The following is a 24,935-nucleotide window of genomic DNA, read 5'->3' as shown; positions in this document are numbered from 1 at the left end:
ATGCCCGGAAACAACGAGCGGAGCTTAGGGCGTACCCGTCATTCCTGCGCGCCCTACACTGGCTCGGGCAAGGTCGGTGCCGCGCGATTGGCGGTCGAGGTAGGAGTTGTGGTGATCCAGGCTGTTGTATTCGATGTCGGCGAGACCCTTGTAGACGAGACCCGGGAGTACGGCACCTGGGCTGACTGGTTGGGCGTTCCGCGCCACACCTTTGTCTCGGTGTTCGGCGCCGTGATCGCCCAAGGGCTGGACTACCGAGAGACGTTCCAGGTGTTCAAGCCGGGTTTCGATTTGGATCAGCAGCGCCAAGCGCGCGCGGACGCGGGCAAGCCCGAGTGGTTCGGAGAGGACGACCTCTACCCGGATGTGCGCCCTGCCCTGTCGAAGCTGCGTGAGATGGGTGTCTGGGTGGGCATCGTCGGGAACCAAACTGTGCGTGCGGGCGGCCTTCTGCGTGGGCTCGATCTGCCGACCGACTTCATCGCGACCTCCGATGACTGGGGTGTGGCTAAGCCTGATGTCGCGTTCTTCGAGAAGGTTGTCGAAGTCGCCGGATGCCCGGCCGATCAGATCATCTATGTCGGTGACCGCATCGACAACGACATCACGCCTGCTGTGAAGGTGGGGATGCGGACCGCCTACATTCAGCGCGGGCCGTGGGGATGGATTCACCGGGACCGCCAGGATGTCAAGGAGCTTTCGGACTGGCGAATCGACAGCCTGTCCGAGCTCCCCGACATCGTGAAGGCCGAGCGCTAGCCAGACAGCGAGTTGACGGTTGTATGCCAGTCGTACAACCGCTCATCCAGCGCCCTCACCTCAGGCAGCGAGTCCCACTTTCGTAGGTCCTGCCTGACCACCTTGATTCGGTCGAGAGTCGTTGCGTACCAGTACTCACTGATCCCGTCCAACGCATCCTCGAGGAAGCGGCACGCCTGCTCGGGAAGCTTGTCCAACACACACGCAGCTGCGGCATCGGCGAGGTAGACCGACCGCTGTTTCACCGATTCAGCAGGAAGTTCGTCGAGCACTTGCCGCAACGTCTCCAACGCCAAACGACCATCACCCGTCGAGATCAGGGTGTTGGCCTTGAAGCCCGCGAGCCGCGTCGGAGAGAACCAATCCAGCCACTCCGGCGACGGCCGATCCTGCGGATCGTGCTGGGCGTAGGACTGTTCGGCGTGCCGGATCAGGCTCAGAGCCTGACGAGTGTTGCCGAACCGCGTCTCGACCTCGGCTTCCACCGCATCGAGCCACGCCGTCAGCTCATGATTCCCCTCGCCCCGTCGTGCGAATGCCCGAGCCGCACGAACCCGCTCCCTTGCTTCCTCAGCTCGCTTGACTTCACCTGAGAACGCGGGGATGAATGCCATGTGCGCGAGCACTGCGCAGCCCAGCAAGGTATCCGCTGCTTCGTGGGCAGCTTGAAGTGCGAGAACAAAACTGGCCTGCGCCTCCTCGGGTTGCTGGAGGTCGAAGAACTCGAGGCGGCCCGCGAGCAGCGCCGATTCCGACACGGCTCTGGCCAGGGCGGTCGTAGCACGTACATCGATCTGCGGAATGAGATCCGCCCCCAGCCGAGCATGATCAGCGACGGACCGTTGCAGCTGCTTTGCAGGCAATGACCAGTACATCCCGCGATGAGCGACCGTGATCGCCACATAGTTCTTTGCGACAGCCGCTGGCAACTCCACGCTGCCCACCACGCGCCGATAACGTTTTCCATTGGGGCCCAACGATTCCCGTGGACTACGCCCGTCCGCACCATTCGGCCACGGTGGCGTGAATCCAAGCTCTGCAATGGGGCGTTTGAACAGGGCCTCCAGCGCAGCGGCGTGTTCTGGATGCGGCCACGGCGGGTCTGTTGACTCCCAGCGTCGTACGGTGCGGGCGGCTACCTCGATACGGAGCCCGATCGCGCGAGCTGCTTCTGTCAGCGCATCAGCCAGAGCAGCCTGGGATCTGTATCCCAATGCTTGCCGGGCCGCGCGCAGTGCCGCATTCCCATTGTTTGCCATGCGAGCGAGAGTAGTCCGCTATCAGGACATTTGACGAGGTCGAGGTTTACCCACGGCCGCGTTATGTCCTCTTGTTTGGCCTTCTTTTGGCCGTTGCAATCGGTCAATGTTGGGTTCGTGGTTCCGCCGAGCTTCCCGAGCGGAGCACCTCGTTACAGAAACGGACATCCGAGACGGATGACACGGAGGAACGATGAACGAGCCTGACCCAGCAGTAGATCTGACCACCACAGTCGAGATTGTGCCGCTGACACCTTCGCGTTCCATCGACCCCCTGTCCGCCCGTGATGAGGGCAGCCGCGCCGAGCTTGCCGAGATGCTGGAGAGCCTCGAGGGCCTCGGGCTGATCCAGTCGGACCCACTGCCACAGCGCGATCCCGGCTGCCACCTCGCTGGATTCGGTCCCGCCCCGGCCGACTACACCGGGGTTCCGGCAGCTGAGTTGTCCCGGGTTGCCGCCGCTGTCCGCGAGTGGGCCGCACAACCGTCGCGGTGCCGGGATGAATCATCTCCCGGCACCGCTGACTTCACCGCTGACGAGTCCCTCGAGACCTTGCGTGACGCAGCCTCCGCACTGCTTCCACCCTGGCTGACCATCACACCCGCTGCACCACAACAGGATTCGATGATGTCCCGCATGTACCGACTGGCGCGGCACGCGCGGTTCCATCGCGCCGCCCGCGCTTGAGCACGCACTTTCGCCACCACACCAGTCAGGAGAAGTAGTGACCGCGTTCAGCATCGATCCACAGGTCAGCGACCTCGGCATCCGGGCCATCGCGTTCGTCGTCGGCGGCATCACCGTGCCGGAACAGTCCAGCCCCGAACTCGACCACACCATCGAAACCGCCGAAAAGGCGCTGCTAGCCGCGACCGATCCGAAGACCCTCAAGACCGAACCCGAGTTCAAAGCCTTCCGCGCCGTACACACCCTGGTCGGCAAGGCCGCGAAAAGCGAAGTCGCCGCGCCGGAAACCCTGCACCGGTTGCTGCACCGCGCCGGTCGGTTGCCCCGCATCAATCCACTCGTCGACATCTACAACCTCGTGTCGGCACAGACCCGGTTGGCGTTCGGCGCACACGACCTCACGACGATCACCGGAGATGTGCGGTTGGCGATGACGACCGGCACCGAACGGTTCGTACCCCTCGGCGCGACCGAACCGGTACCGGTGCCTGCCGGGGAGTACGCCTACCTCGATGACACCGACGTGTTGTGTCGCCTCGAGGTCCGTCAGTGCGAGAAGTCCAAAGCCACCTCGGCGACCACCGACACCCTGTTCATCGTCCACGCTGGCCCCGGCCGCGAGCCCGGCGACCTGACCGACGCGCGCGACCGGTTGGCCGCGCTGTTGACCGATCACCTCGGTGCATGTTCGCCGATCGACCTCGAGGCCCTGGCATGAGTACCGAATTCGACACCCACACCGAGGACCCGGGAATCGAAGCGCGAGAAGCCCACTGGGACCGCCGAGCCGACGGGTTCGATTCCGACTTCACCCAAGCCCCCGTCCGGGAACAGGTCCTGAACCAGATATCGCGGCAGCTGCCCACCGGCCGATGCGTGGCACTGGACGCGGGCACCGGCAGCGGCCGGACGATGGCGCGACTGATCCAGGACCTGCACCCCGAGTCCGAGATCGTCGGTTGCGACCTGTCACCGGCGATGCTGCACCAAGCCCGGCTGCACGCACCCCGCAAGCCGCGGGGAGCGCTGGCGTTCGTCTACGCCGACCTGTGCGCGTTGCCGTTCGACGACGGCACGTTCGATCTGGTCGTGTCGACGTTCACCCTCCACCACGTCCCGCCCACCCAACAGTTGGCGGTATTGCGGGAGTTCCGGCGCGTGGTCGCCGCAGACGGACGGCTGATCCTGGCCGACCAGATCCAACCCGACCCGCCCCTGTCCGTCGAGGCGATGCGCGCCGCTGTCGCCGAAACGTTCTACCCACACCTGCCCCACGCCGAAGCGGTCGCGCTGCTGTCGACCTACGGCGAATGGCCGCTGACAGTCGGTGAACTCACCGATCTACTCGAGGCCGCCGGGTTCGGATACGAGGTCACCGACATCGACCGCATCGTTGCTCTCGCCACCGCTACCCCAGGCGAGACCTCGCTAGAGGGGTGAGCAGTGACGCACGCGCACACATCAGCCGCCACGCAGGATTCGCCGCAGTCGCGAAGCCTGTTCTATCGCAAGGTCTGTGGCCTGCCGACCTTCGTGGACCCGACAACGGGGCGGATCATGATGTCGGCCGGATCAACCGGCGCGGTCATGATGCCCGCCGACCTCGCCCAGCGGGTCAAGGTCGAATTACACCGCCGCAACGTAGGACCGTGCCCGATCATCGGCCACCCCCGCGCCGGAACGTGGTCCTTTCTCATCCGGGCCGACATGGACCCGATCGGTGACCCAGTCGCGGTCGCTCAACTGTGGCGTGCACACGTAGCCGTAGTCCGAGACGGCGAGATCGCATTGCCATCCCCAGGGCCGGAGCACCACATCGCACGCACCTGGGTAGCCCCCGCGACCACACCGTTCCGCCCCTCCGGCACAACCGTCCTGGCCTGCGTGCGCGAACTATTGGACGCCGCCAAGCCCCGAAACCACGGCCCCTACTGACCACACCGCACACCGAAACCACCCGAATACCTCGAGGCCGTCAGCGATCCCAGCGCTGAGGCCGACCGGCCTCGAGGGTGGGGAGGTTCCCCCGGAGGTCGCAGCCCCCGCCCCGACCTCCGGGGGATACCCGCACTCACGATCCCCGGGCGGGACCACCCATCGATCCCGTCGACCATCAAACCTATTGAAGGGTTAGATCGCCATGTCCTACACCAGCTACTACGAAACCTGTGACGACGGATTGGCGACCCTGCAACGCAGCTTGGTCGACCTCGAGGACGCCACCACCAATCAGCGCGGGTACAGCTCAGACTTGATCCCCGGGCTGTTGCAAACCGCCGCCTACGCCCGCGCCGTCATCTCCGCGTGCGTCTCCGCCCTCGAGGTGCCAGACGACACCGAAGAGACCGTCACCGCCCGCCTGCACCGGCAAGCCGTACTCGACGCCCCCGACCACCGCTTCCGGCTGCTGTTCAGCGAGGCCGCCTTGTTGCGCACGGTGGGCAGTCCACTGGTGATGGCATCCCAGATCCGGTTTCTCCGTGAAATCCTTGCGGCGCGAACCAACGTGGAAATCGGGATCATTCCGATCAACGCCACATTCGTCACTCCCACAACGCTTTTCGTCATCAACGACACGGTGTCGGTCGATATCGAGACCGTCACCGGCGCGGTCACGGCCACCAGCGCCGAAGACATCGCCCTGGCCGAGCGCAGCTTCGATCGACTCGCCGCCCAAGCCGCCTACGGCGAGGACGCCAGAACAATCCTCAACCGGGCACTCGCGACCCACACCTCCAACTAGGCCCGGTCTACGTACCGGCAGGCCCGGACAGGTTGCGCACCAGACGCCGGAACACCGCTCGGGGCCTGCCTCTGCACTCCCGAAACCGACCGGGCATCGACAACGACCGGGCGCGCCACCATCACCGATGCCGAATCGAAGGGGACACCTGATGACGTTCAAGACCCTCACCGCCGCACTGCCGATCGCGGTCGCGCTGATCACTAACCCGGCCAGCGGCACCGCGACAGCCGCACCCGCACCGTCGTGCACTTTCACCTTCTACACCAACACCGTCTACACCCAACACGGTGCAGTCGTCGGCGGCGGATACGTCGACTGCGCCATCACACCAGCCGCGTTCTCGATCAACCTCACTCTGCGCTACAAACCGCGCGGCGGTGACTGGACCACGCGCAGCAGTGAACCGTCCATAGAAATACCCGCACCACGGCGCAACATCGCGACATCCACAGACTGCGAAAACGGGCTCTGGAAGGGTGTCGCGACCATATGGGAGACTGCCGCCAATGGGGCGACAATCCAGACCGATTTCCCGTCAGCGCCCGCCATCATCACCTGCTGAGGATGTTCGAGATGAACCACGCTGCGACCCGCCTGACCTCATGGCTCCGCCGCCGGATCATTGCCGTTCGCGACCGGCGGCTGTACCGCAGCGACCGGCCCACGTATCCGCTGTGGCGCGAGTATGGCGGGTGGGCGGTACGTCCCGATCGCGGGTGGCGCTCGGTGCGCTGGGTCACGCCGCCTCTGTACTACACGCGCAAGTTCGCCGCGACCGATGACAGCGGCGCGGGAGACTGGGCGATGGAGAGACTGGGCATCGGCTGACCGATCAGATATGTGTGGCCCGGCGGTACTCCCGCCGGGCCACCTGTACGCAGAGGCGCACACATCAAGTCGGCCGGAGTCCTGGCAACCGCTAGCTCCGAATGCCATCGGAGGTGCTTTCCGCGCTGACTGGTTGGGCACATCTACCGATGAGCTTCAGCTCCGGGCACTTCGCGGAGACCAGGATCAACAGCATCTATGACTGTTATGTCGGCTGGTGCCGGTGGCAGTTGAAGTTGTGGCACAGCGCCGTGCAGTACTCCCCAGACCACTGCCGCAGCGGTCGTCACCTGGATAACCCCGGTTCCAAGTGCCTGCATGGCATTACCGCACTGCTCTGCAAGATCGAAAGTCCGACGGAGCCCATCCCACGCTGAGCGGGATGCCTCGTTTGCGTCATCGAACAGGTGTCTGTTGCGCACGATCGCGCCCGCCACTTCAGTGACTGCGTCGTTGAGTGACTCCGGCCCACGAATGGTGAACTCGCGCAGGGCGCGCCGGATCGTGTCGAGCTGATCGCAGATGAAGGTCCGAAGATCCGATGGTACTTCTGGATTCGATTGAACTTGATTGTGAAGTTCCTCGACGCTCGCACGCAGCTCGGCTAGCGTGTCTGGATCGACTCGCCCTTCAACCTGCGCTTCTCCCAACAAACCACCGACAATCCGCAGTTCCTTGATGTCTTGAGGACCGTAGTGGTTCGTGATCGAGTGTGTGGGGCCTGCCAACGACAACGTCGCGTTGAGGGCCGCGTCGATCTGAGGACGCCAGCTCAACAGGTCCTCGTAACTGTGATACTCCTCGCTGATGTGCTGCCGAACCAAGAGTTCGATCTTCTCGGGAAGCTCACGCAGCTCGCCGTACAGCGGATAGAACTCGCTATCGTTCCGGCAGCCGAGGACGTTCTTTAGTGTGACCACTACAGCCTGGTTGCCAGGCTGAGCCATCACGTTGCTCATGATCGTTGCGAGGCGGTGCGCCGAGGTACGGGGTATGGACACCAGTGCATTGTGCCGCCAACCTCGGCAAGCCCGCTGAAGAAAGATTCGAAGACTGCGATCGTATGACGAAACCCAGCACCGACCGATTAGCTGGCGCTGAGGTACATGCACTGCCGCACCCCTTCGGGGCTTGCCACACAACACCACAGCAAAGTGTGAGGAGCCTTGAGCTGCCACATTTCCGCAGGTCAGGTAGTATGAACTAATACGTGTCTGATCGGGGTCAGCGTGGACTACTACAGCCGCCTCGAGCAAGGACGCAACATCAACGTCTCCGACGAGGTCCTCGACGCCGTGGCCCGCGCCCTGCGCCTGGACGAGGTCGAGCGCTCCTATCTGTTCCAGATCGCCCGGGCGAATCCGCGGCGCGCCCGGCGCCGGACTCCGGCGCGAGTGCAGCGGGTCCGTCCCGGGATCCGCCGCATCCTCGAGACGCTCGACGACGTGATGCCTGCCTTCGTCTTCGGCCGCCGCATGGACATTCTCGCCGCCAACCATCTCGCCCGGGCGCTGATCACCGACTTCGAGGCGCTCCCGCCCCGGGACCGAAACATGTTGCGCTACACCTTCCTCGACGAGTCCGCCCGCGAGCTGTACCTCGATTGGGAAGAGGTCGCCCGGGAAAACGTCTCGGTCCTGCGCCTGGATGCCGGCCGTCACCCGGACGACCCGCTGCTGGCCGAACTCGTCGGCGAACTGGCGGTCAAGAGCCCGCAATTCCGGCGCTGGTGGGCCGACCACAACGTTCGCGAACGCAGTCATGGCAGCAAGCGCTACCACCATCCCCTCGTCGGTGATCTCACCATCGACTACGAATGCGTCTCGCTACCAGGCGATCCCGACCAGACGCTGTGCATCTACACCGCCGAGGCGGGCTCGGCGTCGGAGACCGCGCTGCGGCTGCTCGCCGCATGGACCGGGTCGCAAGCTACGTCCGTGCACCCGGCGGCCGAGGGTTCCGATGCGGAACACTCCGGTGTGCCGCATGCTGAACGGTGGGAGACCGAGGAACGCTGACATTCAGGGCTCGGGTACCCGCCGGGCAGTGATGGTGCCCCGCGCAACCGCCGGGAAGCTCACATCGTCGGTCGCGGCGACATGTTCGGCAGGTGCGGTGAGGTGCCTGGCGGTGTCCAGGGTTTCCCGAATGCGCTGGACGAGGGGGTGTCGGTCGGGGTCGTCGACCCAGCGTTCGTAGGCGACCTTGAACGTGGCGATCCCTATTTCGGCCGCGAGTGCCGCGGTGGTGGTCTGTAGACCGCGTTCGCGCAGCGCGTGGGCGAGTGTGGAAGCGAGTGCGGCGAGTTTGGCCAGTTCGCGTTCCTGGAGTTCGGGATTGGCCGAGATGACGGCGTGGCGTTGCCGTGCCAGGTCCCCGCGTTCTTCGAAGACGGGAGCGGCTTCGGTCAGCGCGTGGGTGATCACCTCGAGCGGCGGGAGCGAGACAGGGGCGGCGGCCGCAGCGCTCGCGAGGATGTCGGCGAGGGGGTTGGTCAGGAAGAGGACTTCCCGTTTGTCGGCGAAGTACCGGTAGAAGGTCCGTTCGGTGACGCCGGCGCGTGTGGCGATCTCCGCCACGGTAGTGGCGTCGAAGCCCTGGTCGTTGTAGAGCTCCAGCGCCGCCTTCTCCAGACGGCCTCGTGCGTCGGGTTTCCATCGGCTCATGCTCCGATCCTACATACCGATGACAGAATCTGACATCAAGTGATGACAGAGTCTGACATCACTGCTACGGTGATGTCACGAACTGACATCAGGTGCCCCGCCTCGGGTGGGATTGCCGCAGCAGAAAGGGCGCGCCATGCGCGTATTCGTCACTGGAGCCTCCGGACACGTCGGCTCCGCCGTCGTCCCCGAACTACTCGAAGCGGGACACCAGGTCGTCGGCCTGGCCCGCTCGGACAAGTCCGCCGCCGCCTTGACGGCTGCCGGTGCCGAGGTGCACCGGGGCGACCTCGACAATCTCGACGGCCTCGCCGCGGCCGCCGCCGCGGTCGACGGTGTCATCCACCTGGCCTTCAAGCACGACGTCATGTTCGCCGGCGACTTCGGCAGCGCGGTGGCAGCGGATCTGCGCGCCATAGACACGCTCGGGGAAGCGCTCGCCGGCACCGGCAAGCCTCTGGTGACCACGTCGGGAACCATGCTGCTCGCCTTCGCGGGGCTGGGGGACGCCGCCACCGAAGCGGATGTGATCGACGCGGGGCCGCGGATCGACGCCGAGAACGCGGTGGTCGGACTCGCGCAGCGCGGCATCCGCTCGTCCGTCGTCCGGCTTGCTCCGACCGTGCACAGCACGCTCGACCACAACGGCTTCGTCCCGACTTTGATCTCCATCGCCCGGTCCAAGGGCGTCGCCGCCTACGTCGGTGACGGGGCCAACCGCTGGCCCGCCGTGCACACGCTCGACGCGGCCCGCCTGTACCGGCTGGCGCTGGAATCGGCGCCGACGGGATCGCGGCTGCACGCCGTCGATGACCAGGGGATCCCCTTCCGGGAGATCGCCGAGGCCATCGGCCGCGGGCTGAACGTGCCCGTGGTCAGCATTCCGGCGACGCACGCCGACGGCCACTTCGGCTTCCTCAGCGCCCACGCCACGGCCGACAACCCGTCCTCGAGCACGCTGACCCGGGACCTCCTCGGATGGAAGCCCGTCCAGCCCGGCCTCATCGACGACCTCGGTCAAGGTCACTACTTCGACGTCCCGGCCACCATCACCCCCTGAGCCCGCTCCAGTTCCCTCCCGCTACGTCAGTGGGTGTTTCCTGTTCGGGTGTGGTGGGCGTGGGTCCAAGCGTCGCGCTCGGCGGCGAATGGGTCGTCGACAACGGCCCATTCGTCGTTGATGAGCTGCGTGGTGCGCCGGTCGGGGCGGTATTCGGGCCAGCCGGGTGTACCGATGGTGACGAAGTCGACCCAGGCGCGATGTACTCGGGCGGCCAGCGGGGCAGGCGCAGGCGTGCCGAGTAGCCCGTCCGCACCTTGGAAGGCGGGCAGCAGGTTGTCGAAGACGAAGGGCAGCTCGACGATGTGGGTGGCGCCGAGTTGCCTGGCGAGTGCGGGCGAGCGCCAGCCGAACGCATAGGCGTAGGTGCGTCTGCCCGCCGCCGAGTGACTGTCGGCCATGGCCCGGCTACCGGCCCCGAACACCGCCTCCCGAGGATGATCGAGCGCAGCCTGCCTGGCGTGGCGGTGGGATGCAGCCTCCTGTAGACCGACAGCAGCCGGTCCGGGTCGGGGTCGGCGTACTCGGCGGCTTCGGTCAGATGTTGCGGGGTTGTCGCCGCCGCGACGCCGTTGGGCAGCAGATACAGATTTCCTTCCTCGGTGTTGTGGCCGATCAGCAGGTCGACAGGTTGGCCCGCTGCGCGGGCCACGGTGGTGACGGGCTGGTCGTCGAGGACCACACCCAACGGTGTAATCCGTTGCAGCGGGTCACGGACCGTCGCGGTGCCGAGGTCGAGACCGGTGAGCTCCGGTACGGCATCGATGAGCTGCTGATCTGTCAGGTCGGCGAATCCGTCGAGAGTCGCTGCCACCCCGAGGGTCGCTGCGGCGGCATCACGCACGATCGCGGCCTGGTCGCGGCTGAATGCTGCGCTGCCGCTGCCGCTTTGCATCACGGCACGGCCGAACAGGCCGGCAGCCTCGGGTGCGGCGATCGCGGCGGCGGTGAGTATCGCCCCGGCGGACTGACCGGCCAGGGTCACACGCGCGGGGTCGCCGCCGAAGGCTGTGATGTTGCGGTTGACCCACCCCAACGCGGCAATGACATCGGCGAGGCCCCGATTCGGGAAGGCGCCGGGGATGTCGAGGAACCCGGCAATGCCCAGGCGGTAGTTCACCGTGACAACCACGACGCCGTGCTGTGCGAACCGGGAGCCGTCGAGCATCGGCGAGTGCGACGACCCTGCGACGAACGCGCCGCCGTGCAAGAACACCAGCACCGGGGCACCGCCGGACACATCGCGGGGAGACCAGATGTCGACAGTCAAATAGTCGGGTCCGACCCGCCACCCTGGGTCGAAATACGCCGAGATATCCAGTGATCCGAAACGGCCGCGCGGTAGCTGCGGGGCGGTCGGCCCCGGCGCGGTGGCCGCACGCACACCGAGCCAAGGCCGAACGGGAGCCGGCGCCTGAAAACGGCCGATCCCGACCGGCGCGGCGGCGTAGGGGATGGAGTAGAACACCGTGTGGGTCGGGAATGCGGTGCCGCGGAGCCGTCCGCTCTCCACGTCGCGCACGACATCGGCGGGCTGTGAATCGGCGGGTTGTGAAGCCGTCATGGAGCACCTTGATCTGGGTAGCGTGTGAGGGGTGCAGCGCCGCCCCGTGCGGGTGCGGGGCGGCGCGACTTCGGTCAGTAGGCGGGCAGCGGAGCCCAGTTCTTGATCGCGAACGCGCTGGCGTCGCGGACGATTTCGAGGGCGCTGTGTCCGCTGAAGTGCGCGGGCAACACCAATGCGGTGTGGTCGGCCGCCCAGCCCAGCAGCCGAAGTCGGGTCGCCCTCGCGGCGGCGGGGTCCTCGCAGAAGCAGCTGTTGTGTTCGGGGTGAGCGATCTGCAGGGGCGTGTGCACGAGGTCTCCCGCGAACAGTGCTTTGTCGCTGCCCGACACCAACTCCAGCACGCTCGAACCGGGAGTATGCCCCGGTGCCGCCCGCAACGTGAGATTCGCGTCCACGACGTATTCGGTCTCCCAGAGCTGCACCTGGCCCGCGGCGTAGACCGGTGCGACGCTGTCCTCGAACACGTTCTCGTTGACACCGCCCGTGATGTTCGGGTTGTTGGCCGGATTCCAGTGCTCGTAGTCAGCACGTGGCATCAGGTAGGTGGCGTTGGGGAATGTCGGCACCCACTGCCCGTCCACGAGGCGGGTGTTCCAGCCGACGTGATCGACGTGGAGGTGGGTGTTGATCACCAGGTCCACGTCCTCGGGCGCGATTCCTGCCGCGGCGAGATTGGTCAAATACCCCAGGTCGAGGTGGTCCCAAGCTTCGACCGCCGGGCGGGTCTTGTTGTTGCCGATGCCGGTGTCCACCAGGATGATCCGGCCTTCACTGCGCAGCGCCCAAGTCTGCATCGCGACCTGGACGATGTCGTCGACCGGGTCGAGGTGATCCGGAACCAGCATCGACCGCTGCTCGTCCCAATGCTGGTCGGGTGAGCCGGGGAAGAACTGGTCGGGCGTCATGCCCACCGGCCCGTGCATTTCCTCGACCCGCGACACGGTGACATCGCCGAGCACAATCTCGTTCATCAGGTTCCTTCGCTGTGTGTTCCCGACGCCGTGACCGGGTGCCGGACGGCTCATGGGCCGTGCCACCGAGTTTTCAAGTGCCCGACGTCGATAACCACACCCTGCGAAGGTGCCGCTGGCACGGGTGCGTCAACGGTGTCCACACCCCGGCAGGGTCAGGACAACGCTGCATCCGGCAGAGACAATGACGTGATGAGCGACCGCGAAGACCAGTCCGGACAGCTTGGGGCGTTCCTCAAGGCGTGCCGGGCCAGGGTGCGTCCCGAGCAGGTGGGGCTCACGCCCTACGGCGAACGTCGCCGTGTTCCGGGACTGCGCCGCGAGGAGCTGACCCTCCTGGCAGGGGTCAGCCCGTCCTACTACGCCCGGCTCGAACAGGGCCAATCCCGCAACGCCTCCCCGGAGGTCCTCGACGCTATCGCCGCCGCACTCGCGCTGACCGCCACCGAACGGCGACACCTGCACTCACTGGCCGAGTCCGCAGGCCGCCGCCGCCATACGCGCCCGGCACCCATCGAGCACGCTGACCCAGCTCTGCTCGAGCTGCTCGACGCCATGCCATCGGTACCTGCGCTCGTGCTGGGTCGCCGCAGCGATGTGCTCGCCTGGAATCCTCTCGGCCACGCCCTTCTCGCCCCGAATCTCGACCCCGACTGCCCGGCGGTCCCCGGTCGCAGGCCGAACATGACCCGGATGGTGTTCCTCGACCCCGACACCCGCGCCCTCTATACCGATTGGCCGCGCAAGGCCCGCGCAGTCGTCGGCAACCTGCGGCTTATCGCAGGCGCCCACCCCGACGACCCAGCACTGGCGTCGTTGATCGGCAGCCTCACCATGGCCAGCCCGGAATTCGGCACCCTCTGGAACGACCACAGGGTCCAGGCATGCGCGACCGCCCACTACCAGCTGCACCACCCGCTGATCGGGGACCTCACCGTCACCCAACAAACACTGAGGTCGGTCGAACACCCCGACCAGACCCTCGTCACCTGCACAGCCCCACCCGATTCCCCGTCGGCATCAGCACTGGCCGTCCTGACCCATTTGGCTCGACCAGCCGAGCCGCCCACACGCCTTGCTCAGGACGCACGCATGTGCAGTGGTTCGACCTCGCTGATCGGCTCATCCACTTCTGTGGACGATGTCAGCACGTTCCGTTTGTGACCGTTTTGGTGACCGTTTGAGGCTGACGAGCCGGTATCCACGGTGATCTCCAGTGACGGCAGCGGCCCCGCGTCGGATGTCTCCGACTCGGGGCCGCAAGCGAAAAGAGCTGCTATGAGCTACTTTTCATGCACTCGACACCACTACTTCTGCGCGGCCTTGAACTCGCGGCGACGGCGGTGCAGGATCGGCTCGGTGTAGCTGCTTCGGACTCATTGCCTAGCCTGACCTGCTGTTACTAACGTGACTACGGGAAACCGAGGGAAGACAACCTCCGGAGCAAGCGGGGAGACCTCAACCTCGACCCAGTTGCTGACGGGCGTTGGCCGTACGCGCTTCCCACCGAATGTCGTAGTCGGTGCTACCCAGTACCGATTGGATCGCAGCAAGCAGCCCTGCACGGTTCTGGACTGTCTCCAACCTCTGCATCAGGGGTGGGCTTTGATGTGTTAGAACAATGGTCCACCCTTCAAGCCCAACCAACGACACTCCAGACAGCAAAGCTAGGAGTGTGGTTCCATGCTGGCGGGCTGTGGCCTTGATTTCCTGCCATGCCTGCTGAATCTCCTCAAGTCGGTGCGGCGGCTTCGGCTGTGCCTCGAGCACTCGAAAGGCAGCTGTCGCCAGCTGCGAGCAGGACTCGAAGCGGTCGGCCGCGTCCTTGGCCAGAGCTTGATCGACCACGTCATCGAATCCGGTTGCTACAGACGCATTCTGGGTGCTAACCCTCGGTACAGAACCCGTCGCATGCGCTGCGATGATCTGCAACATATCTCCGTCGTAGGGCAATGCTCCGGTAAGCAATTGGAAGAGCACGCATCCGAGGGAGTACACGTCGGAACGGTGATCAACCGTCGCCTGTGGGTCAAACCTCTCCGGTGCCGCATATCGGATGGAGGCGATCATGTTTGAGGTGCCAGTAAGCTGGCTCGTCTCATCGAGACTCTTCGCAATGCCGAAATCCCCGAGGATCGCCCGCTCCCGGCGGCCGCTTGTCAGTAGCACATTCGCCGGTTTCACATCGCGATGAAGAAACCCGCGGTCATGTGCGTAATCGAGCGCTTCTGCGATGTCAGAAACAATCGAGACCGCGCGCTCCGCTGCGATCGGGCCCAGTCGAAGTTCGGCATCAAGATCGCTTCCATCGATGTATGCCATCGCGATCCACGGCTGGCCTCGCTCCTCCCCACCTGCATGAATGGCAACGATGTTGGGATGGGTCAGCGCCGCAACGGCATGCGCCTCGCGTTCGAACCGCTTCCTGGAAGCTGGATCGATACTCGCAAGCGCGGGCAACACCTTGAGCGCAATCTTGCGGGGAAGGTCGCGATCCCGTGCCAGGTACACCTCACCCATCCCACCCGAGCCGAGCAGGTACTCGATTTCGTAGCCGGCAAAGATGTTTCCTCGCTCAAGTGAGTTCCCCACCCAGCGCTTCCCTCCCCCATCCGCAGTCCCTGGTCGAGGATACGCGGGCGGCACCTGCCACCTAGCGCTGATCCCGGACAGCACGGCCAAGTCAGGACTACGCGACACCTGCGTTGGCTCGCCCACGGGTCACGACCACCGCCTGGCCAGATCGTACCCTGCAAGGCATTTTCGACGCATACCTGCCGGCGCGGGGATCTTCGCCATCGCTCGGCAACTCACCGTCGACGGTATCGCCTGTCCATCCACCCATGACCGCGCACGCAACCGCCACCGTTCCGCACACGCATGGTCAAAGAGCGCTGTCCGCACCATCCTCACCAACCCTCGATACACAGGTCACGAAGTCTGGAACAAGCAACACCGCCAGGAATCGCTCATCGAAGTCGATGATATCGCGCTGGGCGACCGATTTCGCCTCACCTGGAACGACCGAGAACAATGGGTCTTCTCCGACCGACCCGCCCATGAAGCACCCGTCGACCGACCCACCTTCGACCAAGTCCAACAAACGACTGGCGGCACAAGGGCCCACATCCACCGGCCGCGCCACTACCACCCGCAAACACGACTACGCCTTCAAGAGCTTGATCATTCACCGAACCTGCGGTCGGCGGATGCAAGGCAACTGGAACCACGGCACCGCCCACTACCGATGCCGGTACCCCACCGAATACGCTCTCGCCAACAACATCGACCACCCATCGACTGTCTACCTCCGCGAAGACAGGATCATCGGGCCACTCGACGAATGGCTCACGCGCACCTTCGCCCCCGGCCGGATCGAACACGACCTCGCGGCATCACCGACCACTCCATCACCACACACACCGGCGATCGACGAGGCAGAAGCCCGCCTCGCGCAACAACACCACAAACTGGACAAATACCGTGACGCACTGGAGACAAGCGCGGATCCGGAACTTGTGGCCCAGTGGACCCGCGAGGTCCTCGGCGAGCTTCACTCGACCGAAGCTCGACTCATGGCGATGCAGCAACAAGGATCCACCGCCGACTCCGGAGGCAAACATGAGATCGACGACATCAATGGATATCTGAACCAGATCCTCGACGATCTCCGCCGAGCCGAACCAGCCGACAAGCCGCAGGCCTACCGCGAACTCGGCTTGCGACTGACCTACAGCGATACCCCTCGGAGGCTTTCGGCGCATCGCTGCCGGGCACCACATCCATGCCGACCGGCGCATCGTCCTGGTCCCCGACCTCGCGCCATCATCCCACGAGTTCAACGCCGGCCGCGCGCCATCGGCGCCCCTTCCTCGCGGTGATTGAGTACCTAGATAGGTGACGATGGTGTGGGTCGCCGGCGCACGCTCCGATTCCCGCAGCACTTCCTCGAATCGGACTGTCTTCTGTTTGCCTCGCGAGGCAGCGTATTAATTTGAGCCTGAATATGTTTCGCATGAATTCCGATTCCGACCATATTTGCTCCTGCACTTCGTTCATTGCGGAATCTACCCAGGCGGGGTGGCCGGGCGCTGTACCGCTCATCACCCATACCACCGCACGGCCCGCAGGACTGCACCAACACGAGCTCCTGCGTCAAAGTTCGGTCGACCGATAGTGCGCACACCTAACATGTTGTCTACCAGTCACTTTCGCGTGCACAAGGCTCGCGGCCCGCGTACCATTGCGCAGATGATGGACGAGGTACTCATAGCGCTTACTCCGGCCGTGGCAACCGGCGCACTAGCTTTGAGTCTCCGGGTCCTGTGGGGACTAACCCTAGGCAAACCGCCGACCGAAATACGTGTCACGGTCGAAGGTCCCAGCGGACGACGAGAGGTTGTGCTCGACGGCCTCAAGGACGATCCGAGCACACGCGACGCGGTGCGCAACCTGGTCGGACAACTAGTCGATCTGCAGGACTCGCCGGTCAAGCATTCCGATGAGTTCCAGCAGGCCCAGCGGATCAGAGAGGCCGAGCTGAAACAACTCGTCGCACCTACCCGGGAGAACGGGCAGGACCCCGCGTGACAGGTTCTCTGCGCCCGCATCCTGCAACGGCCATCCAAACTGCGATGGCCGGCCACGGCGGCCCCGCCACAGTCACCCCCGACGCCGTTACACAGCTGCTGAAGTTGCAAGACGAGTTCACCACCGAACTCGGTGTTGCCGCAGTGGCAATTTCCAAGAACCGCAGCGGCACCGTGCTCGACGGTGGCGATGTCAAACAAGCATTCGATAGGCGCGCGAAATCCACTGCTGCCGCCCGAAGACGCGAGCTGTACTACGCGACGTGCGGCATCATGTCCGGAGGTGCGATGGGCTCGTTCACCACAGCGCTGACCTCGAGCACTGTTTCGGTGCTCACTATTATCGTGACCGCTCTCATGGCGTCGACCGGAATCGTTCTCGGGATCGCCGCTTGGCGGTCGACCTAACCGCCCGCGCCAACGCCTTCTTCCACCACCGTTTCTGGAGATGCATGACCACGATTCGCGTCACCGTTCCAGCTGAGATCGCCGAGGCTCTCACAGGGGTCCCCGGCGTCTCGCCCGCACCGCCGCGAAGGAGCACATGGCAGATTGCCCTGTCGGCCCTGACCGGAGCGACAACGGTGCTCACCGTCCTCCAAGCGCCGTCGACGTTCTCTGACGTGTCAGCTCGAATTCACAAGCTCCTACCAAGGCAGGCAACGGCCGAGGAAGAACACACCACAATCACGGCGAAAGGGCCCGGCGGTGAGGTGACCCTCACACTGACTGAGGATGTCGATGTCGAGACCATCGCACAACTGCTGACCAAGACGCTCTTCCCGGAAGCCGGGGAAGGTTAGTTGGGGATCTTCCGGCGGCGCAACACCTCACAATTCGTCCTTCTCAGCGCGCTGAGCGACGACGAGGTCGCACAGCTCAAGATCGTCGAGCGTACGTTCGACCTGATGGGTCGCCCCGCCTTCTTTGCCCACGACGCCGAGTTCGTTCTCGAAACACTCCGATCTACGTCAGCTCAGACATCAAGCGCCATCACACAACTAGTAGTCGGAATCGCTGCAGATGAGCTCGCGAGCATCGTCGACCGGACCGGGCTGCAGATCGACGAAGCCAAACCCTTCGCCGCCGCCAGTCGGGGCGCTACTGGCCTGCGTACTGCGCTCGAGACACTGACCCGGTGTGCGGACGACCAGCGCGCCTATCAGGTGGACTCCGCGGCCACTTCCGCTGTCGTGCAAGCGATCCTGTTGACTGTCGAGCGAATTGGTGACAACCACGGTAGTTCGGAACCGTTGTGTGTCGCTGCGGCCGCTGCACACGATGTCGGGCGTACCGAGCTTCTCGAACAGGTCCTGTCGGCGGCAGGCCGCCGACAGCATTCGCCTGGCTACACCGCCCTGTTCGCCTTCTATCACACGCAACTCCCAGCGGTCCGAATGAAACCGGCGGAGTTCACCCGGCTACGGACCGAATGCAAGGTGCAACTCCACTCTGTAACCTGGTCCGATCCTGCCCGCCACCGGGTGCTACGCATCGCCCACTGGCTGAGCGAAAACGAAAACGGCCGACAGCGATCGGCCATCAGCCAGGCCGCCGCAGCCGCAGAAGCGGCAGACTATGCTGCCGCCGCACACTGGTATGGACTCGCGACCAGCGATGCAGAGACCCCTGGTCAAGCTGGCCTGTTCCGGCTGTTCTCAGAGATCTTCCGGCTACGGGTTGGGCAACTCGAGACGCCGTCCGATTTCCGCGCGAGCATGCTCCGATTGGCCAGCGACCACGTCACGAAAGCGAAGCCACTCTTCCCTCTGGACGACGCCTTCGCCGACTATGGCACGACCGCCGCGGCGGTAGACCACGCGCACCCTGGGTCGAACCTCGCCATCCAGGTAACCGACTTCATCGGTGACGTGCGCGCGGGCGTCGCACTCGACCACAACCTCGCCGACCTTGCCACCGTAGCCAAATCACTGTCGGACACCTCCATCGTCGATGCCTTGCAGCGTGATCCGCAGTTGATCAATGCCTCCGACTTGAAGATCGCGATTCCCGGAGCTGCGTTCGTCTGGGTCGAGATCATCCATGACACCAGCGACCCGGTCGATCCCGCCCTGTCCGGGAATCACATACGGGTACTCACACTCCCGGCAACCAGCGACCGTAGCACTGTTCGCAATGTCGCTCTGACCCACCGCCAGTCCGCCCTGTTCACCCGCTCCCGAAACGAAGAGTCCGAGGTCGCCGACCCGAGCGAGATCGCATGGCTCGAAGACTTGATCTTCAAGGATCTAGACGCCGCCGACAGTCCCAGCGGCGTCTTCGTCATCCCCGACGGGACCGCATGGGAGCTCCCGTGGATACGAATCATTCCGAATTTCGTCGATCAGTTCTCGATCATTCCTTCTGCCGCAGCGGCATTGCGCCTACAACCACCCCCGCCGACCGCTGCCCGACGCATCGTCTCCTACTTCGATGCCGGCATGGAGGGCGCTGCCGTTGAGCACGCAGCATTGGTATCACTGCATGCCGAGCGTCGAATCGACTATCGCGCAGCCAACAGCCTCGCCGAGCTGCACACGATACTCTCCGAGTCGAGCTTCGATGTCCTCACCATCGCCGCCCACGGATCGTTCTCCTCAGGTATTGAATTCGTGATGAACTTCGGCACAGAAAAGGTGCCGTTGCTCGCTTTTCTCGAACTTCCATTACCCCCTGTAGTCAACCTAGGCTGCTGCTGGTCAGGGCGAACGTCGCTGAACAACAACTCGATCGCTGCAGCTCTGGCAACCATCGCCGGCGGAGCCTCACTGGCACTCGGAGGTGTGTGGGAGATCGATGACAGGACTAGCGGCGCGCTCCTCGCTGACGCGTACCAACGCTATGCAGACGGCCTCCCGTTCGCACAGGCCGTTCTGGCTGCATCGAGACAACTCGACCCCGTCCTCCAACCCTTGACGGGCGCGCTCGGCCTATTCGGGCGATGGTAGAAAAGATCCAGTTCGGAACGATCGCCGCCGATGACTCAATCCGAACAACCAAATCCAACGGCGACAGTCAGAATTCGCAGATCAGTCCCGCTGGTGCCGAGACGCCTCCGAGATCGAGAGCAGCGCGGGGCCGTTGGATCCGAGCCAAAGTTGCTGTTGCTCGGTGCAATCGGATATCTATGTCGAGCACTTGGCAACGATCAGCACGACCGTTACTACGGTCAGGCTCTAGAACTTGCTAAGTCGTCTTGCAGCACGTGCTGATGCTGGAACGAGGCAGGCGCTGGTCTACCGGCCCCAACGCCGGGACCTTCCCCCGCGCGTCGCAGCCCGACAAACGCCTCCGGCGCGCACCCAGGTTGACCTTGTCTACCGCTTTGACCAGGGGCGCAACGGAATTCGAATCGGCATACTCGGGCTTGATCAGCTGCTGCCAGGTCAGGCCGGGGTACTGGAACAAGACGTTGGCGATCGACGCGGACCGGAGCGCGGTGGTGACCTGTATGCCGTAAGCGCTCAGATAGGGCGAGAGCGCGAACACTGTTGCCGAAGCGAATGCCACCGAGAGCGCGGCAATCGCTGACATCATCGGGGCAACTGTACGTGCCTTCTTCAAGAATTTCCCCTGCAATCCGATACCTGACACCGGATGAAATCCGGCTGTCATGCCAACCGGCCGGGCGTGGGATCGACACAATGCCTCGAATTGTCCCCCGCCGACACACCAGCGAGTCCGCCGATACGAATCCACCGACCGCAACCGGACATGAATATCCGGTTGCGAGACACATTGCGAACGGGATCACCCGGCACCGCCAAGTGCGCCGGGCGTCACTCGCACAGCGCGCGATGCAACAGTCCCCAGCATTTGCCCGCCACCGATACCCGTTCCCGTTCCGGCGTCTTGTTCAGCAGCGCGCCCAGCATTCCTACGGCCAGGAAGACCTCTTCTGCCGTGACACCCCGGCGGACGCTGCCTCGCCGACTGTCGTCGGCGAGTTTGTCGTCGAGCAGGGCATATAGGCGGCCGATGATGTCCGCCAGCCGAGGGTCGCTGCTGTCGGCGAGACGAAACAGGTCGAACAGGACCGCCACCTCGACGATCTGGTCGAACATCTCCGCCAGCAGCTCGTCGAGCGTCGAGTCGGTCTTCGCGACCATCGCCTCCAGCTGTCCGAGGTTCTCGTCGAAGACCGCGAGGATGATCGCCTCACGACTCGGAAAATGCCGGTAGAGGCTGCCCTGCCCGACTCCCGCCGTGCGCGCGATCAGGTTCAGCGGCGCGTCCAGGCCGTGTTCGGCAAACGTGGCCTTCGCCGCGGCAAGGAGGGCGGCGCGATTCTCGGCGGCGGCGGCAGGTCCTCTGTTGACACGGCGTGGCGAGCTCATCCGGACAACGCTACCCATAGGCCGATCCGATCCGGTCACAAACCGCGACGAAACCGCGGGCAGGGGGCAACCCGCGTTCACAGCACGCCCACATACCGGCGGAACGAATCGATCGGCTCCTCCCATGCGGCCATGTCGAATAGCGCGCCGACCATTTCCCCGTTCGGATATTATCGACGACCGGGTACCGAATTCACTGTTTCCCGTATTTCAGCAAATCAGGTCGGACGCCGGGCAGCTTTTCCGGTACCACGCCGTCCGGAGACATACGCCGCCCGATGTCGACCGCTTCGGATGTAGCAGCGACACACAGCCGCACCAACCGTGCATCGGGAAATTGTCTATTCCTCCAAATGTGGACGCACGACTGATGCATCCACACAATGCCGGCCCCAGTGGTACACCGAACATCCGAAACATCCGGACAAGTGAGTCCGGTTGGGCTAGGGTGCAGTGATGCCGGCATCCGCTACTCCCGACAGCACATCCACGCACACCGGTCAGGCACCCCGGTTCGACCACACCGCGGCGCAGTGAGGACAACCCACCCCAGCGCGGAGGAATCGATCCCCGCTGCCGCGGCGGACAAGGCATCGGCCCTCGAATGGCTGACCGCGTTCGCGCTGCGGATGCGCTCCGAGTCCGCCAGCGAGCTGATCCTGTCCGCTGTCGATTCCGCGATCCAGGAGACGTTTCCGCAGGTTCTCGCAGACGCCGAACTCCGTCGGGAGGTCCGCGCGGCCACCAGGGCGCACTGGCTGAGTTTCCTCGCCGTGGTCGGGCGCACGCGGTTCGAGGCACACCCGCCCACCGAGGCCGTCGACGGTGCGCGGACAGTGGCACGCCGAGGCTACGGCGTGGACATGCTGCTCAAGACGTACCGGGCAGCACAGCGAGGGTTGTGGCGGTATATCACCCAGGTGCTGAATCAGCAGATTCCCGATGCCGAGCTGCGCGGGGTCGTCTTGATCACCTTCTGGGAACGCAGCACGCTATGGCTCGACAACTGTCTCGACGACATCGTCGCCGCGTACATGAACGAGCGCGAACACCACACCCACGACTCCGATGCCCACCGCACGGCGACCGTCCAGGCCATCCTGCACGGCGAGCCCGCGCCGACTGCCGATTCGTCCGACGACCTCGGACACCCGATGGACGAATACCAGACAGCCCTGGTTCTCTGGACCGACCGTGAGGTGCCCGCCCGGCAGGCAACCCACCTGCTTCGCGAACACGCTACGCACATCGCCGACTCGCTCGGAGGGCCACCTCCGCTGCTGGTCAGCAGCGGCGCCCACGGCATGTGGGCCTGGGTGGGAACGCCGCATCGCCCGGAAACCGCCGACCTGCCTGCGCCACCGACGACCCACACCCATGTCGCTGTCGGCATCCCCTGCCCAGGAGTGGACGGCTTCCGGCGCAGCCATCTGGAAGCACGCGCCGCACAGCGGATCGCGACCAGCGCCTGCCACGCCGCCACGGTCACCGCCTACCAGGACGTCGACCTGGTCTGCCTGCTCACCGGTGACGGGAATATCGACTCCGTGCGCGCGCTCGTCGAGCGCGAGCTCGGCCGGCTCGCCGACCGGAGCGAGCCGGTCGCCCGGCTTCGCGATACCGTGCGCGAATTCCTTTACGCCAGAGGCAGCATCAACGCGACCGCGAACCTGTTGGGCGTGCACCCGAACACCATCCGCTACCGACTCCAGCAGGCTGAGCGCCGCATGGGTCATCCGATCGATCGCCGGCGCGTCCACATCGAGCTGGCCCTGCGCTGCCTCGAGATCTACGGCGACGAACTCCTTCCTGCACCGTAGTCCGGCGTCACCGCGGCGAAGGTTCCGCGGGCGCGGCTCGGGACACGGTCGGGCAGCGCTGCACTGAACCCGACCAACAGTGAACCGACGACGATGAGCACCACCGCGGCGATGAACATCACCGCCGGAGCGTCGGCACGGCAAGCTTGGGATCTACCGGGGTGATTGGGCACCACCCGGCGGTGAGTTGGGTTGCCTAGCCTCGTTCTCAATGCGCGCCCGGATCGCCTCCACCGTGCGGTCCTTCGGGATGCGTTCGGGCCAGACAATCATACCGAGCAGGACAGCCAACGGCAGGCCGACCGCGACGACGAACCCGAGCGTGGTCACCCGTCCGCCCTCGCGCCCTCGGAGTCCAGCGGCAGTGGTTCGTGGTCGCGCGCTTCGGCTGCCGTCAGCCACGCGTCGACGTTGTCCAGCGAACCCGAGACGACCACCCGGAACGGTGAACTCAGCTCCCAGCCGTAGGGCGGCTCCGGTGCGCGGCGGATCGCCATGGACCGCAGTCCTGCTCGCGCACTCAGTGCGCCTAGGCGCGCCTGTATCGCATCGCTCATGAAGTTTTCCGCTGATCCGTAGGGCTGCCAAGCATCGAGCGCGGCGAGGAGTCTGCGGATGATCGCGGGCGGCGGCGGGACTGCCTGCTCGTCGTCGGGGTTTTTGGGCTTGGGTGTACGGCTGGGTAGTGGCACGGCTCCCCCCTCGTCGGGTGGTGGGCTCCGCCCGGACAACCAACCGAACTGGGTCTAATCGCCCGGGCGGCCCTGTGGTGCAGAATCTCTTCCCGCTCCCGCCTTAAGGATCGATCACGGTTAGGGCCGTTTACACCGCGTACTCGGGACTTTTGGGACGTTTACGATCGATCCGTCCGTTCGTCCTTCCCACGAGGTGGAGAGCATGAACCACGGTCTGCGCCAGGCGATGTCAGCAGCCAAACTCACCGAGCAGCAGTTGGCCGAAGCCTGCGAAGTCGACGCGAAAACCGTCGCCCGCTGGGTGTCGAATGCTGCACGCGTACCGCACGCCAAGCATCGTTGGCGGGTGTGCGAACTACTCGGGGCCACCGAGAGCGATCTGTGGCCGTCCTCGGTGCGGCTACAGGTGAAGTCGGGGCCGGACCGCGAGGTCGTCCAGGTCTACCCGTATCGGTCGGCCGCCCCTGCTTCACTGTGGCGCTCGCTGATCAACAACGCCCGAACTGAACTCACCTTTGCCGGGTACACGAACTACTTCCTGTGGCTCGAACACGCCAACTTCGGAAAACTCCTCCAGCGCAAGGCCGCCGTCGGATGCCGTATCCGCTTCCTGCTTGGAGATCCGGAACATCGGGTAACCCGTGACCGCGAGGAAGAGGAATCGGTGCCGCTCACGCTGTCGGCGCGTATCGCGGTGACCGTAGGCGAGCTGTCACGGATCCGGGGCGTAGAAAACCTCGCCGCTCGGTACGAGACGGGGCACGTGAACATCTCGGTGTTCAGGTTCGACAACGACATGATCGTCACGCCGATCCTCGCTCGGCGGGTAGGCCACGATTCGCCGATGATGCACCTACGGCGCGAGCAGCCAGACGGCATGTTCGACCGGTTCACCGAGCACGTCGAAGAACTCTGGACCCGTGGCCGCGACATCTGGGAAGGCTGAACGC

At 64.7% G+C, this 24,935-nt stretch carries 27 protein-coding genes and 2 pseudogenes; 19 read left to right on the top strand and 10 right to left on the bottom strand.

The features are described 5' to 3' along the window. Window positions 1-111: 111 nt before the first annotated feature. Entirely contained in the window at window positions 112-759 is a 648-nt protein-coding gene (locus tag ACWF9G_RS08870) for an HAD family hydrolase (RefSeq protein WP_452514617.1), read from the top strand. Here ACWF9G_RS08870 and ACWF9G_RS08865 read toward each other — a convergent pair. Continuing rightward, window positions 756-2,018 carry a helix-turn-helix transcriptional regulator gene (locus ACWF9G_RS08865; RefSeq protein ID WP_452514616.1) on the bottom strand — a complete coding sequence of 421 codons (1,263 nt, stop codon included), beginning with the start codon at window positions 2,016-2,018 and terminating at the stop codon, window positions 756-758. The genes ACWF9G_RS08870 and ACWF9G_RS08865 overlap by 4 nt on opposite strands. A gap of 193 nt (window positions 2,019-2,211) precedes the next feature. On the opposite strand from ACWF9G_RS08865, the gene ACWF9G_RS08860 reads away from it, so the two are divergent. The 7 genes from ACWF9G_RS08860 (at window position 2,212) to ACWF9G_RS08830 (ending at window position 6,280) form a co-directional block, all read left to right on the top strand. Then, window positions 2,212-2,706, top strand: a complete 495-nt coding sequence (locus tag ACWF9G_RS08860; protein WP_452514615.1) for a hypothetical protein — start codon at window positions 2,212-2,214, stop codon at window positions 2,704-2,706. Window positions 2,707-2,743: 37 nt separating this feature from the next. After that, window positions 2,744-3,424, top strand: a complete 681-nt coding sequence (locus ACWF9G_RS08855; RefSeq protein ID WP_452514614.1) for a B3/B4 domain-containing protein — start codon at window positions 2,744-2,746, stop codon at window positions 3,422-3,424. Beyond that, a complete protein-coding gene (locus ACWF9G_RS08850) occupies window positions 3,421-4,146 on the top strand; it encodes a class I SAM-dependent methyltransferase (RefSeq protein WP_452514613.1) in 726 nt (241 codons plus the stop codon). Before ACWF9G_RS08855 ends, ACWF9G_RS08850 begins: the two co-directional genes overlap by 4 nt. 3 nt (window positions 4,147-4,149) lie before the next feature. Next, window positions 4,150-4,641, top strand: coding sequence for a DNA-directed RNA polymerase subunit beta (locus tag ACWF9G_RS08845; RefSeq protein WP_452514612.1), 492 nt, complete (start codon window positions 4,150-4,152; stop codon window positions 4,639-4,641). A gap of 205 nt (window positions 4,642-4,846) precedes the next feature. Next, the gene (locus tag ACWF9G_RS08840) at window positions 4,847-5,449 is read left to right on the top strand and encodes a DUF5753 domain-containing protein (protein WP_452514611.1); all 603 of its coding nucleotides are present in this window, start codon (window positions 4,847-4,849) and stop codon (window positions 5,447-5,449) included. A 151-nt stretch (window positions 5,450-5,600) separates the two neighbouring features. Then, a complete protein-coding gene (locus ACWF9G_RS08835) occupies window positions 5,601-6,014 on the top strand; it encodes a hypothetical protein (RefSeq protein WP_452514610.1) in 414 nt (137 codons plus the stop codon). Between the two features lie 2 nt (window positions 6,015-6,016). Continuing rightward, window positions 6,017-6,280 (top strand): hypothetical protein, encoded by a 264-nt coding sequence (locus tag ACWF9G_RS08830; RefSeq protein ID WP_452514609.1) that lies wholly within the window; start codon window positions 6,017-6,019, stop codon window positions 6,278-6,280. A 143-nt stretch (window positions 6,281-6,423) separates the two neighbouring features. Here the strand turns inward: ACWF9G_RS08830 and ACWF9G_RS08825 are convergent, their stop codons facing one another. Continuing rightward, window positions 6,424-7,281 carry a hypothetical protein gene (locus ACWF9G_RS08825; RefSeq protein ID WP_452514608.1) on the bottom strand — a complete coding sequence of 286 codons (858 nt, stop codon included), beginning with the start codon at window positions 7,279-7,281 and terminating at the stop codon, window positions 6,424-6,426. Between the two features lie 228 nt (window positions 7,282-7,509). Here ACWF9G_RS08825 and ACWF9G_RS08820 point away from each other — a divergent pair, with 228 nt between their 5' ends. Beyond that, window positions 7,510-8,298, top strand: a complete 789-nt coding sequence (locus tag ACWF9G_RS08820; RefSeq protein WP_452514607.1) for a helix-turn-helix transcriptional regulator — start codon at window positions 7,510-7,512, stop codon at window positions 8,296-8,298. A 3-nt stretch (window positions 8,299-8,301) separates the two neighbouring features. Here the strand turns inward: ACWF9G_RS08820 and ACWF9G_RS08815 are convergent, their stop codons facing one another. Then, window positions 8,302-8,946 (bottom strand): TetR family transcriptional regulator, encoded by a 645-nt coding sequence (locus ACWF9G_RS08815; protein ID WP_452514606.1) that lies wholly within the window; start codon window positions 8,944-8,946, stop codon window positions 8,302-8,304. 136 nt (window positions 8,947-9,082) lie between these two features. Between ACWF9G_RS08815 and ACWF9G_RS08810 the strand changes: the two genes are divergently transcribed. Further along, entirely contained in the window at window positions 9,083-10,006 is a 924-nt protein-coding gene (locus ACWF9G_RS08810) for an SDR family oxidoreductase (protein WP_452514605.1), read from the top strand. A 26-nt stretch (window positions 10,007-10,032) separates the two neighbouring features. Here the strand turns inward: ACWF9G_RS08810 and ACWF9G_RS08805 are convergent, their stop codons facing one another. From ACWF9G_RS08805 to ACWF9G_RS08795, 3 genes and pseudogenes are all read right to left on the bottom strand, one after another. Continuing rightward, the gene (locus tag ACWF9G_RS08805) at window positions 10,033-10,431 is read right to left on the bottom strand and encodes a hypothetical protein (protein ID WP_452514751.1); all 399 of its coding nucleotides are present in this window, start codon (window positions 10,429-10,431) and stop codon (window positions 10,033-10,035) included. A gap of 215 nt (window positions 10,432-10,646) precedes the next feature. Then, window positions 10,647-11,570 (bottom strand): annotated as a pseudogene (locus ACWF9G_RS08800) (carboxylesterase family protein); the annotation flags it as partial. A 74-nt stretch (window positions 11,571-11,644) separates the two neighbouring features. Continuing rightward, a complete protein-coding gene (locus tag ACWF9G_RS08795; RefSeq protein WP_452514604.1) occupies window positions 11,645-12,544 on the bottom strand; it encodes an MBL fold metallo-hydrolase in 900 nt (299 codons plus the stop codon). A gap of 192 nt (window positions 12,545-12,736) precedes the next feature. Here ACWF9G_RS08795 and ACWF9G_RS08790 point away from each other — a divergent pair, with 192 nt between their 5' ends. Further along, window positions 12,737-13,708 (top strand): MmyB family transcriptional regulator, encoded by a 972-nt coding sequence (locus ACWF9G_RS08790; RefSeq protein ID WP_452514603.1) that lies wholly within the window; start codon window positions 12,737-12,739, stop codon window positions 13,706-13,708. 294 nt (window positions 13,709-14,002) lie between these two features. Here ACWF9G_RS08790 and ACWF9G_RS08785 read toward each other — a convergent pair whose 3' ends face one another. Beyond that, window positions 14,003-15,136, bottom strand: a complete 1,134-nt coding sequence (locus ACWF9G_RS08785) for a protein kinase domain-containing protein (protein WP_452514602.1) — start codon at window positions 15,134-15,136, stop codon at window positions 14,003-14,005. Between ACWF9G_RS08785 and ACWF9G_RS08780 the strand changes: the two are divergent. The 6 genes and pseudogenes from ACWF9G_RS08780 to ACWF9G_RS08755 form a co-directional block, all read left to right on the top strand. Next, window positions 15,108-15,590 (top strand): annotated as a pseudogene (locus ACWF9G_RS08780) (recombinase family protein); the annotation flags it as partial. The gene ACWF9G_RS08785 and the pseudogene ACWF9G_RS08780 sit on opposite strands and share 29 nt — an antisense overlap. 13 nt (window positions 15,591-15,603) lie before the next feature. After that, window positions 15,604-16,425 (top strand): hypothetical protein, encoded by an 822-nt coding sequence (locus ACWF9G_RS08775; RefSeq protein WP_379311025.1) that lies wholly within the window; start codon window positions 15,604-15,606, stop codon window positions 16,423-16,425. Between the two features lie 370 nt (window positions 16,426-16,795). Then, complete coding sequence (locus ACWF9G_RS08770; protein WP_379311020.1) at window positions 16,796-17,134, top strand: hypothetical protein; 339 nt, start codon at window positions 16,796-16,798, stop codon at window positions 17,132-17,134. Beyond that, window positions 17,131-17,541 carry a hypothetical protein gene (locus ACWF9G_RS08765; protein ID WP_452514601.1) on the top strand — a complete coding sequence of 137 codons (411 nt, stop codon included), beginning with the start codon at window positions 17,131-17,133 and terminating at the stop codon, window positions 17,539-17,541. Before ACWF9G_RS08770 ends, ACWF9G_RS08765 begins: the two co-directional genes overlap by 4 nt. Window positions 17,542-17,585: 44 nt before the next feature. Next, complete coding sequence (locus ACWF9G_RS08760; protein ID WP_379311018.1) at window positions 17,586-17,936, top strand: hypothetical protein; 351 nt, start codon at window positions 17,586-17,588, stop codon at window positions 17,934-17,936. Then, on the top strand, window positions 17,937-20,081 hold the full coding sequence (locus ACWF9G_RS08755; protein ID WP_452514600.1) for a CHAT domain-containing protein: 2,145 nt from the start codon (window positions 17,937-17,939) through the stop codon (window positions 20,079-20,081). It begins immediately after the preceding gene. Between the two features lie 238 nt (window positions 20,082-20,319). Here ACWF9G_RS08755 and ACWF9G_RS08750 read toward each other — a convergent pair whose 3' ends face one another. Both ACWF9G_RS08750 and ACWF9G_RS08745 read right to left on the bottom strand, forming a co-directional pair. Beyond that, on the bottom strand, window positions 20,320-20,670 hold the full coding sequence (locus tag ACWF9G_RS08750) for a hypothetical protein (protein WP_379311024.1): 351 nt from the start codon (window positions 20,668-20,670) through the stop codon (window positions 20,320-20,322). 242 nt (window positions 20,671-20,912) lie between these two features. Further along, window positions 20,913-21,470, bottom strand: coding sequence for a TetR/AcrR family transcriptional regulator (locus ACWF9G_RS08745; RefSeq protein ID WP_379311016.1), 558 nt, complete (start codon window positions 21,468-21,470; stop codon window positions 20,913-20,915). 533 nt (window positions 21,471-22,003) lie between these two features. Between ACWF9G_RS08745 and ACWF9G_RS08740 the strand changes: the two genes are divergently transcribed. Then, a complete protein-coding gene (locus ACWF9G_RS08740) occupies window positions 22,004-23,290 on the top strand; it encodes a PucR family transcriptional regulator (protein ID WP_379311015.1) in 1,287 nt (428 codons plus the stop codon). Window positions 23,291-23,616: 326 nt separating this feature from the next. Here the strand turns inward: ACWF9G_RS08740 and ACWF9G_RS08735 are convergent, their stop codons facing one another. Beyond that, window positions 23,617-23,982 (bottom strand): hypothetical protein, encoded by a 366-nt coding sequence (locus ACWF9G_RS08735; RefSeq protein WP_452514599.1) that lies wholly within the window; start codon window positions 23,980-23,982, stop codon window positions 23,617-23,619. A gap of 205 nt (window positions 23,983-24,187) precedes the next feature. Here ACWF9G_RS08735 and ACWF9G_RS08730 point away from each other — a divergent pair, with 205 nt between their 5' ends. Further along, window positions 24,188-24,931: a hypothetical protein gene (locus ACWF9G_RS08730; RefSeq protein ID WP_379311012.1), complete on the top strand. Its 744-nt coding sequence runs from the start codon at window positions 24,188-24,190 to the stop codon at window positions 24,929-24,931. Window positions 24,932-24,935 lie beyond the last annotated feature (4 nt).

It is taken from the genome of Nocardia sp. NPDC055029, from assembly GCF_053608525.1.
Note: the sequence above shows the minus strand (reverse complement) of the source record. Positions and strands in the feature narration are given on the sequence as shown.

Excerpts from the sequence above, each read along its gene's own strand:
- ACWF9G_RS08850 (WP_452514613.1), top strand. The coding sequence starts at position 3,421 with ATGAGTACCGAATTCGACACCCACACCGAGGACCCGGGAATCGAAGCG.
- ACWF9G_RS08810 (WP_452514605.1), top strand. The coding sequence starts at position 9,083 with ATGCGCGTATTCGTCACTGGAGCCTCCGGACACGTCGGCTCCGCCGTC.
- ACWF9G_RS08775 (WP_379311025.1), top strand. The coding sequence starts at position 15,604 with ATGAAGCACCCGTCGACCGACCCACCTTCGACCAAGTCCAACAAACGA.
- ACWF9G_RS08760 (WP_379311018.1), top strand. The coding sequence starts at position 17,586 with ATGACCACGATTCGCGTCACCGTTCCAGCTGAGATCGCCGAGGCTCTC.
- ACWF9G_RS08815 (WP_452514606.1), bottom strand. The coding sequence starts at position 8,946 with ATGAGCCGATGGAAACCCGACGCACGAGGCCGTCTGGAGAAGGCGGCG.
- ACWF9G_RS08745 (WP_379311016.1), bottom strand. The coding sequence starts at position 21,470 with ATGAGCTCGCCACGCCGTGTCAACAGAGGACCTGCCGCCGCCGCCGAG.
- ACWF9G_RS08835 (WP_452514610.1), top strand. The coding sequence starts at position 5,601 with ATGACGTTCAAGACCCTCACCGCCGCACTGCCGATCGCGGTCGCGCTG.
- ACWF9G_RS08795 (WP_452514604.1), bottom strand. The coding sequence starts at position 12,544 with ATGAACGAGATTGTGCTCGGCGATGTCACCGTGTCGCGGGTCGAGGAA.
- ACWF9G_RS08865 (WP_452514616.1), bottom strand. The coding sequence starts at position 2,018 with ATGGCAAACAATGGGAATGCGGCACTGCGCGCGGCCCGGCAAGCATTG.
- ACWF9G_RS08830 (WP_452514609.1), top strand. The coding sequence starts at position 6,017 with ATGTTCGAGATGAACCACGCTGCGACCCGCCTGACCTCATGGCTCCGC.
- ACWF9G_RS08840 (WP_452514611.1), top strand. The coding sequence starts at position 4,847 with ATGTCCTACACCAGCTACTACGAAACCTGTGACGACGGATTGGCGACC.
- ACWF9G_RS08730 (WP_379311012.1), top strand. The coding sequence starts at position 24,188 with ATGAACCACGGTCTGCGCCAGGCGATGTCAGCAGCCAAACTCACCGAG.
- ACWF9G_RS08750 (WP_379311024.1), bottom strand. The coding sequence starts at position 20,670 with ATGATGTCAGCGATTGCCGCGCTCTCGGTGGCATTCGCTTCGGCAACA.
- ACWF9G_RS08860 (WP_452514615.1), top strand. The coding sequence starts at position 2,212 with ATGAACGAGCCTGACCCAGCAGTAGATCTGACCACCACAGTCGAGATT.
- ACWF9G_RS08790 (WP_452514603.1), top strand. The coding sequence starts at position 12,737 with ATGAGCGACCGCGAAGACCAGTCCGGACAGCTTGGGGCGTTCCTCAAG.
- ACWF9G_RS08770 (WP_379311020.1), top strand. The coding sequence starts at position 16,796 with ATGATGGACGAGGTACTCATAGCGCTTACTCCGGCCGTGGCAACCGGC.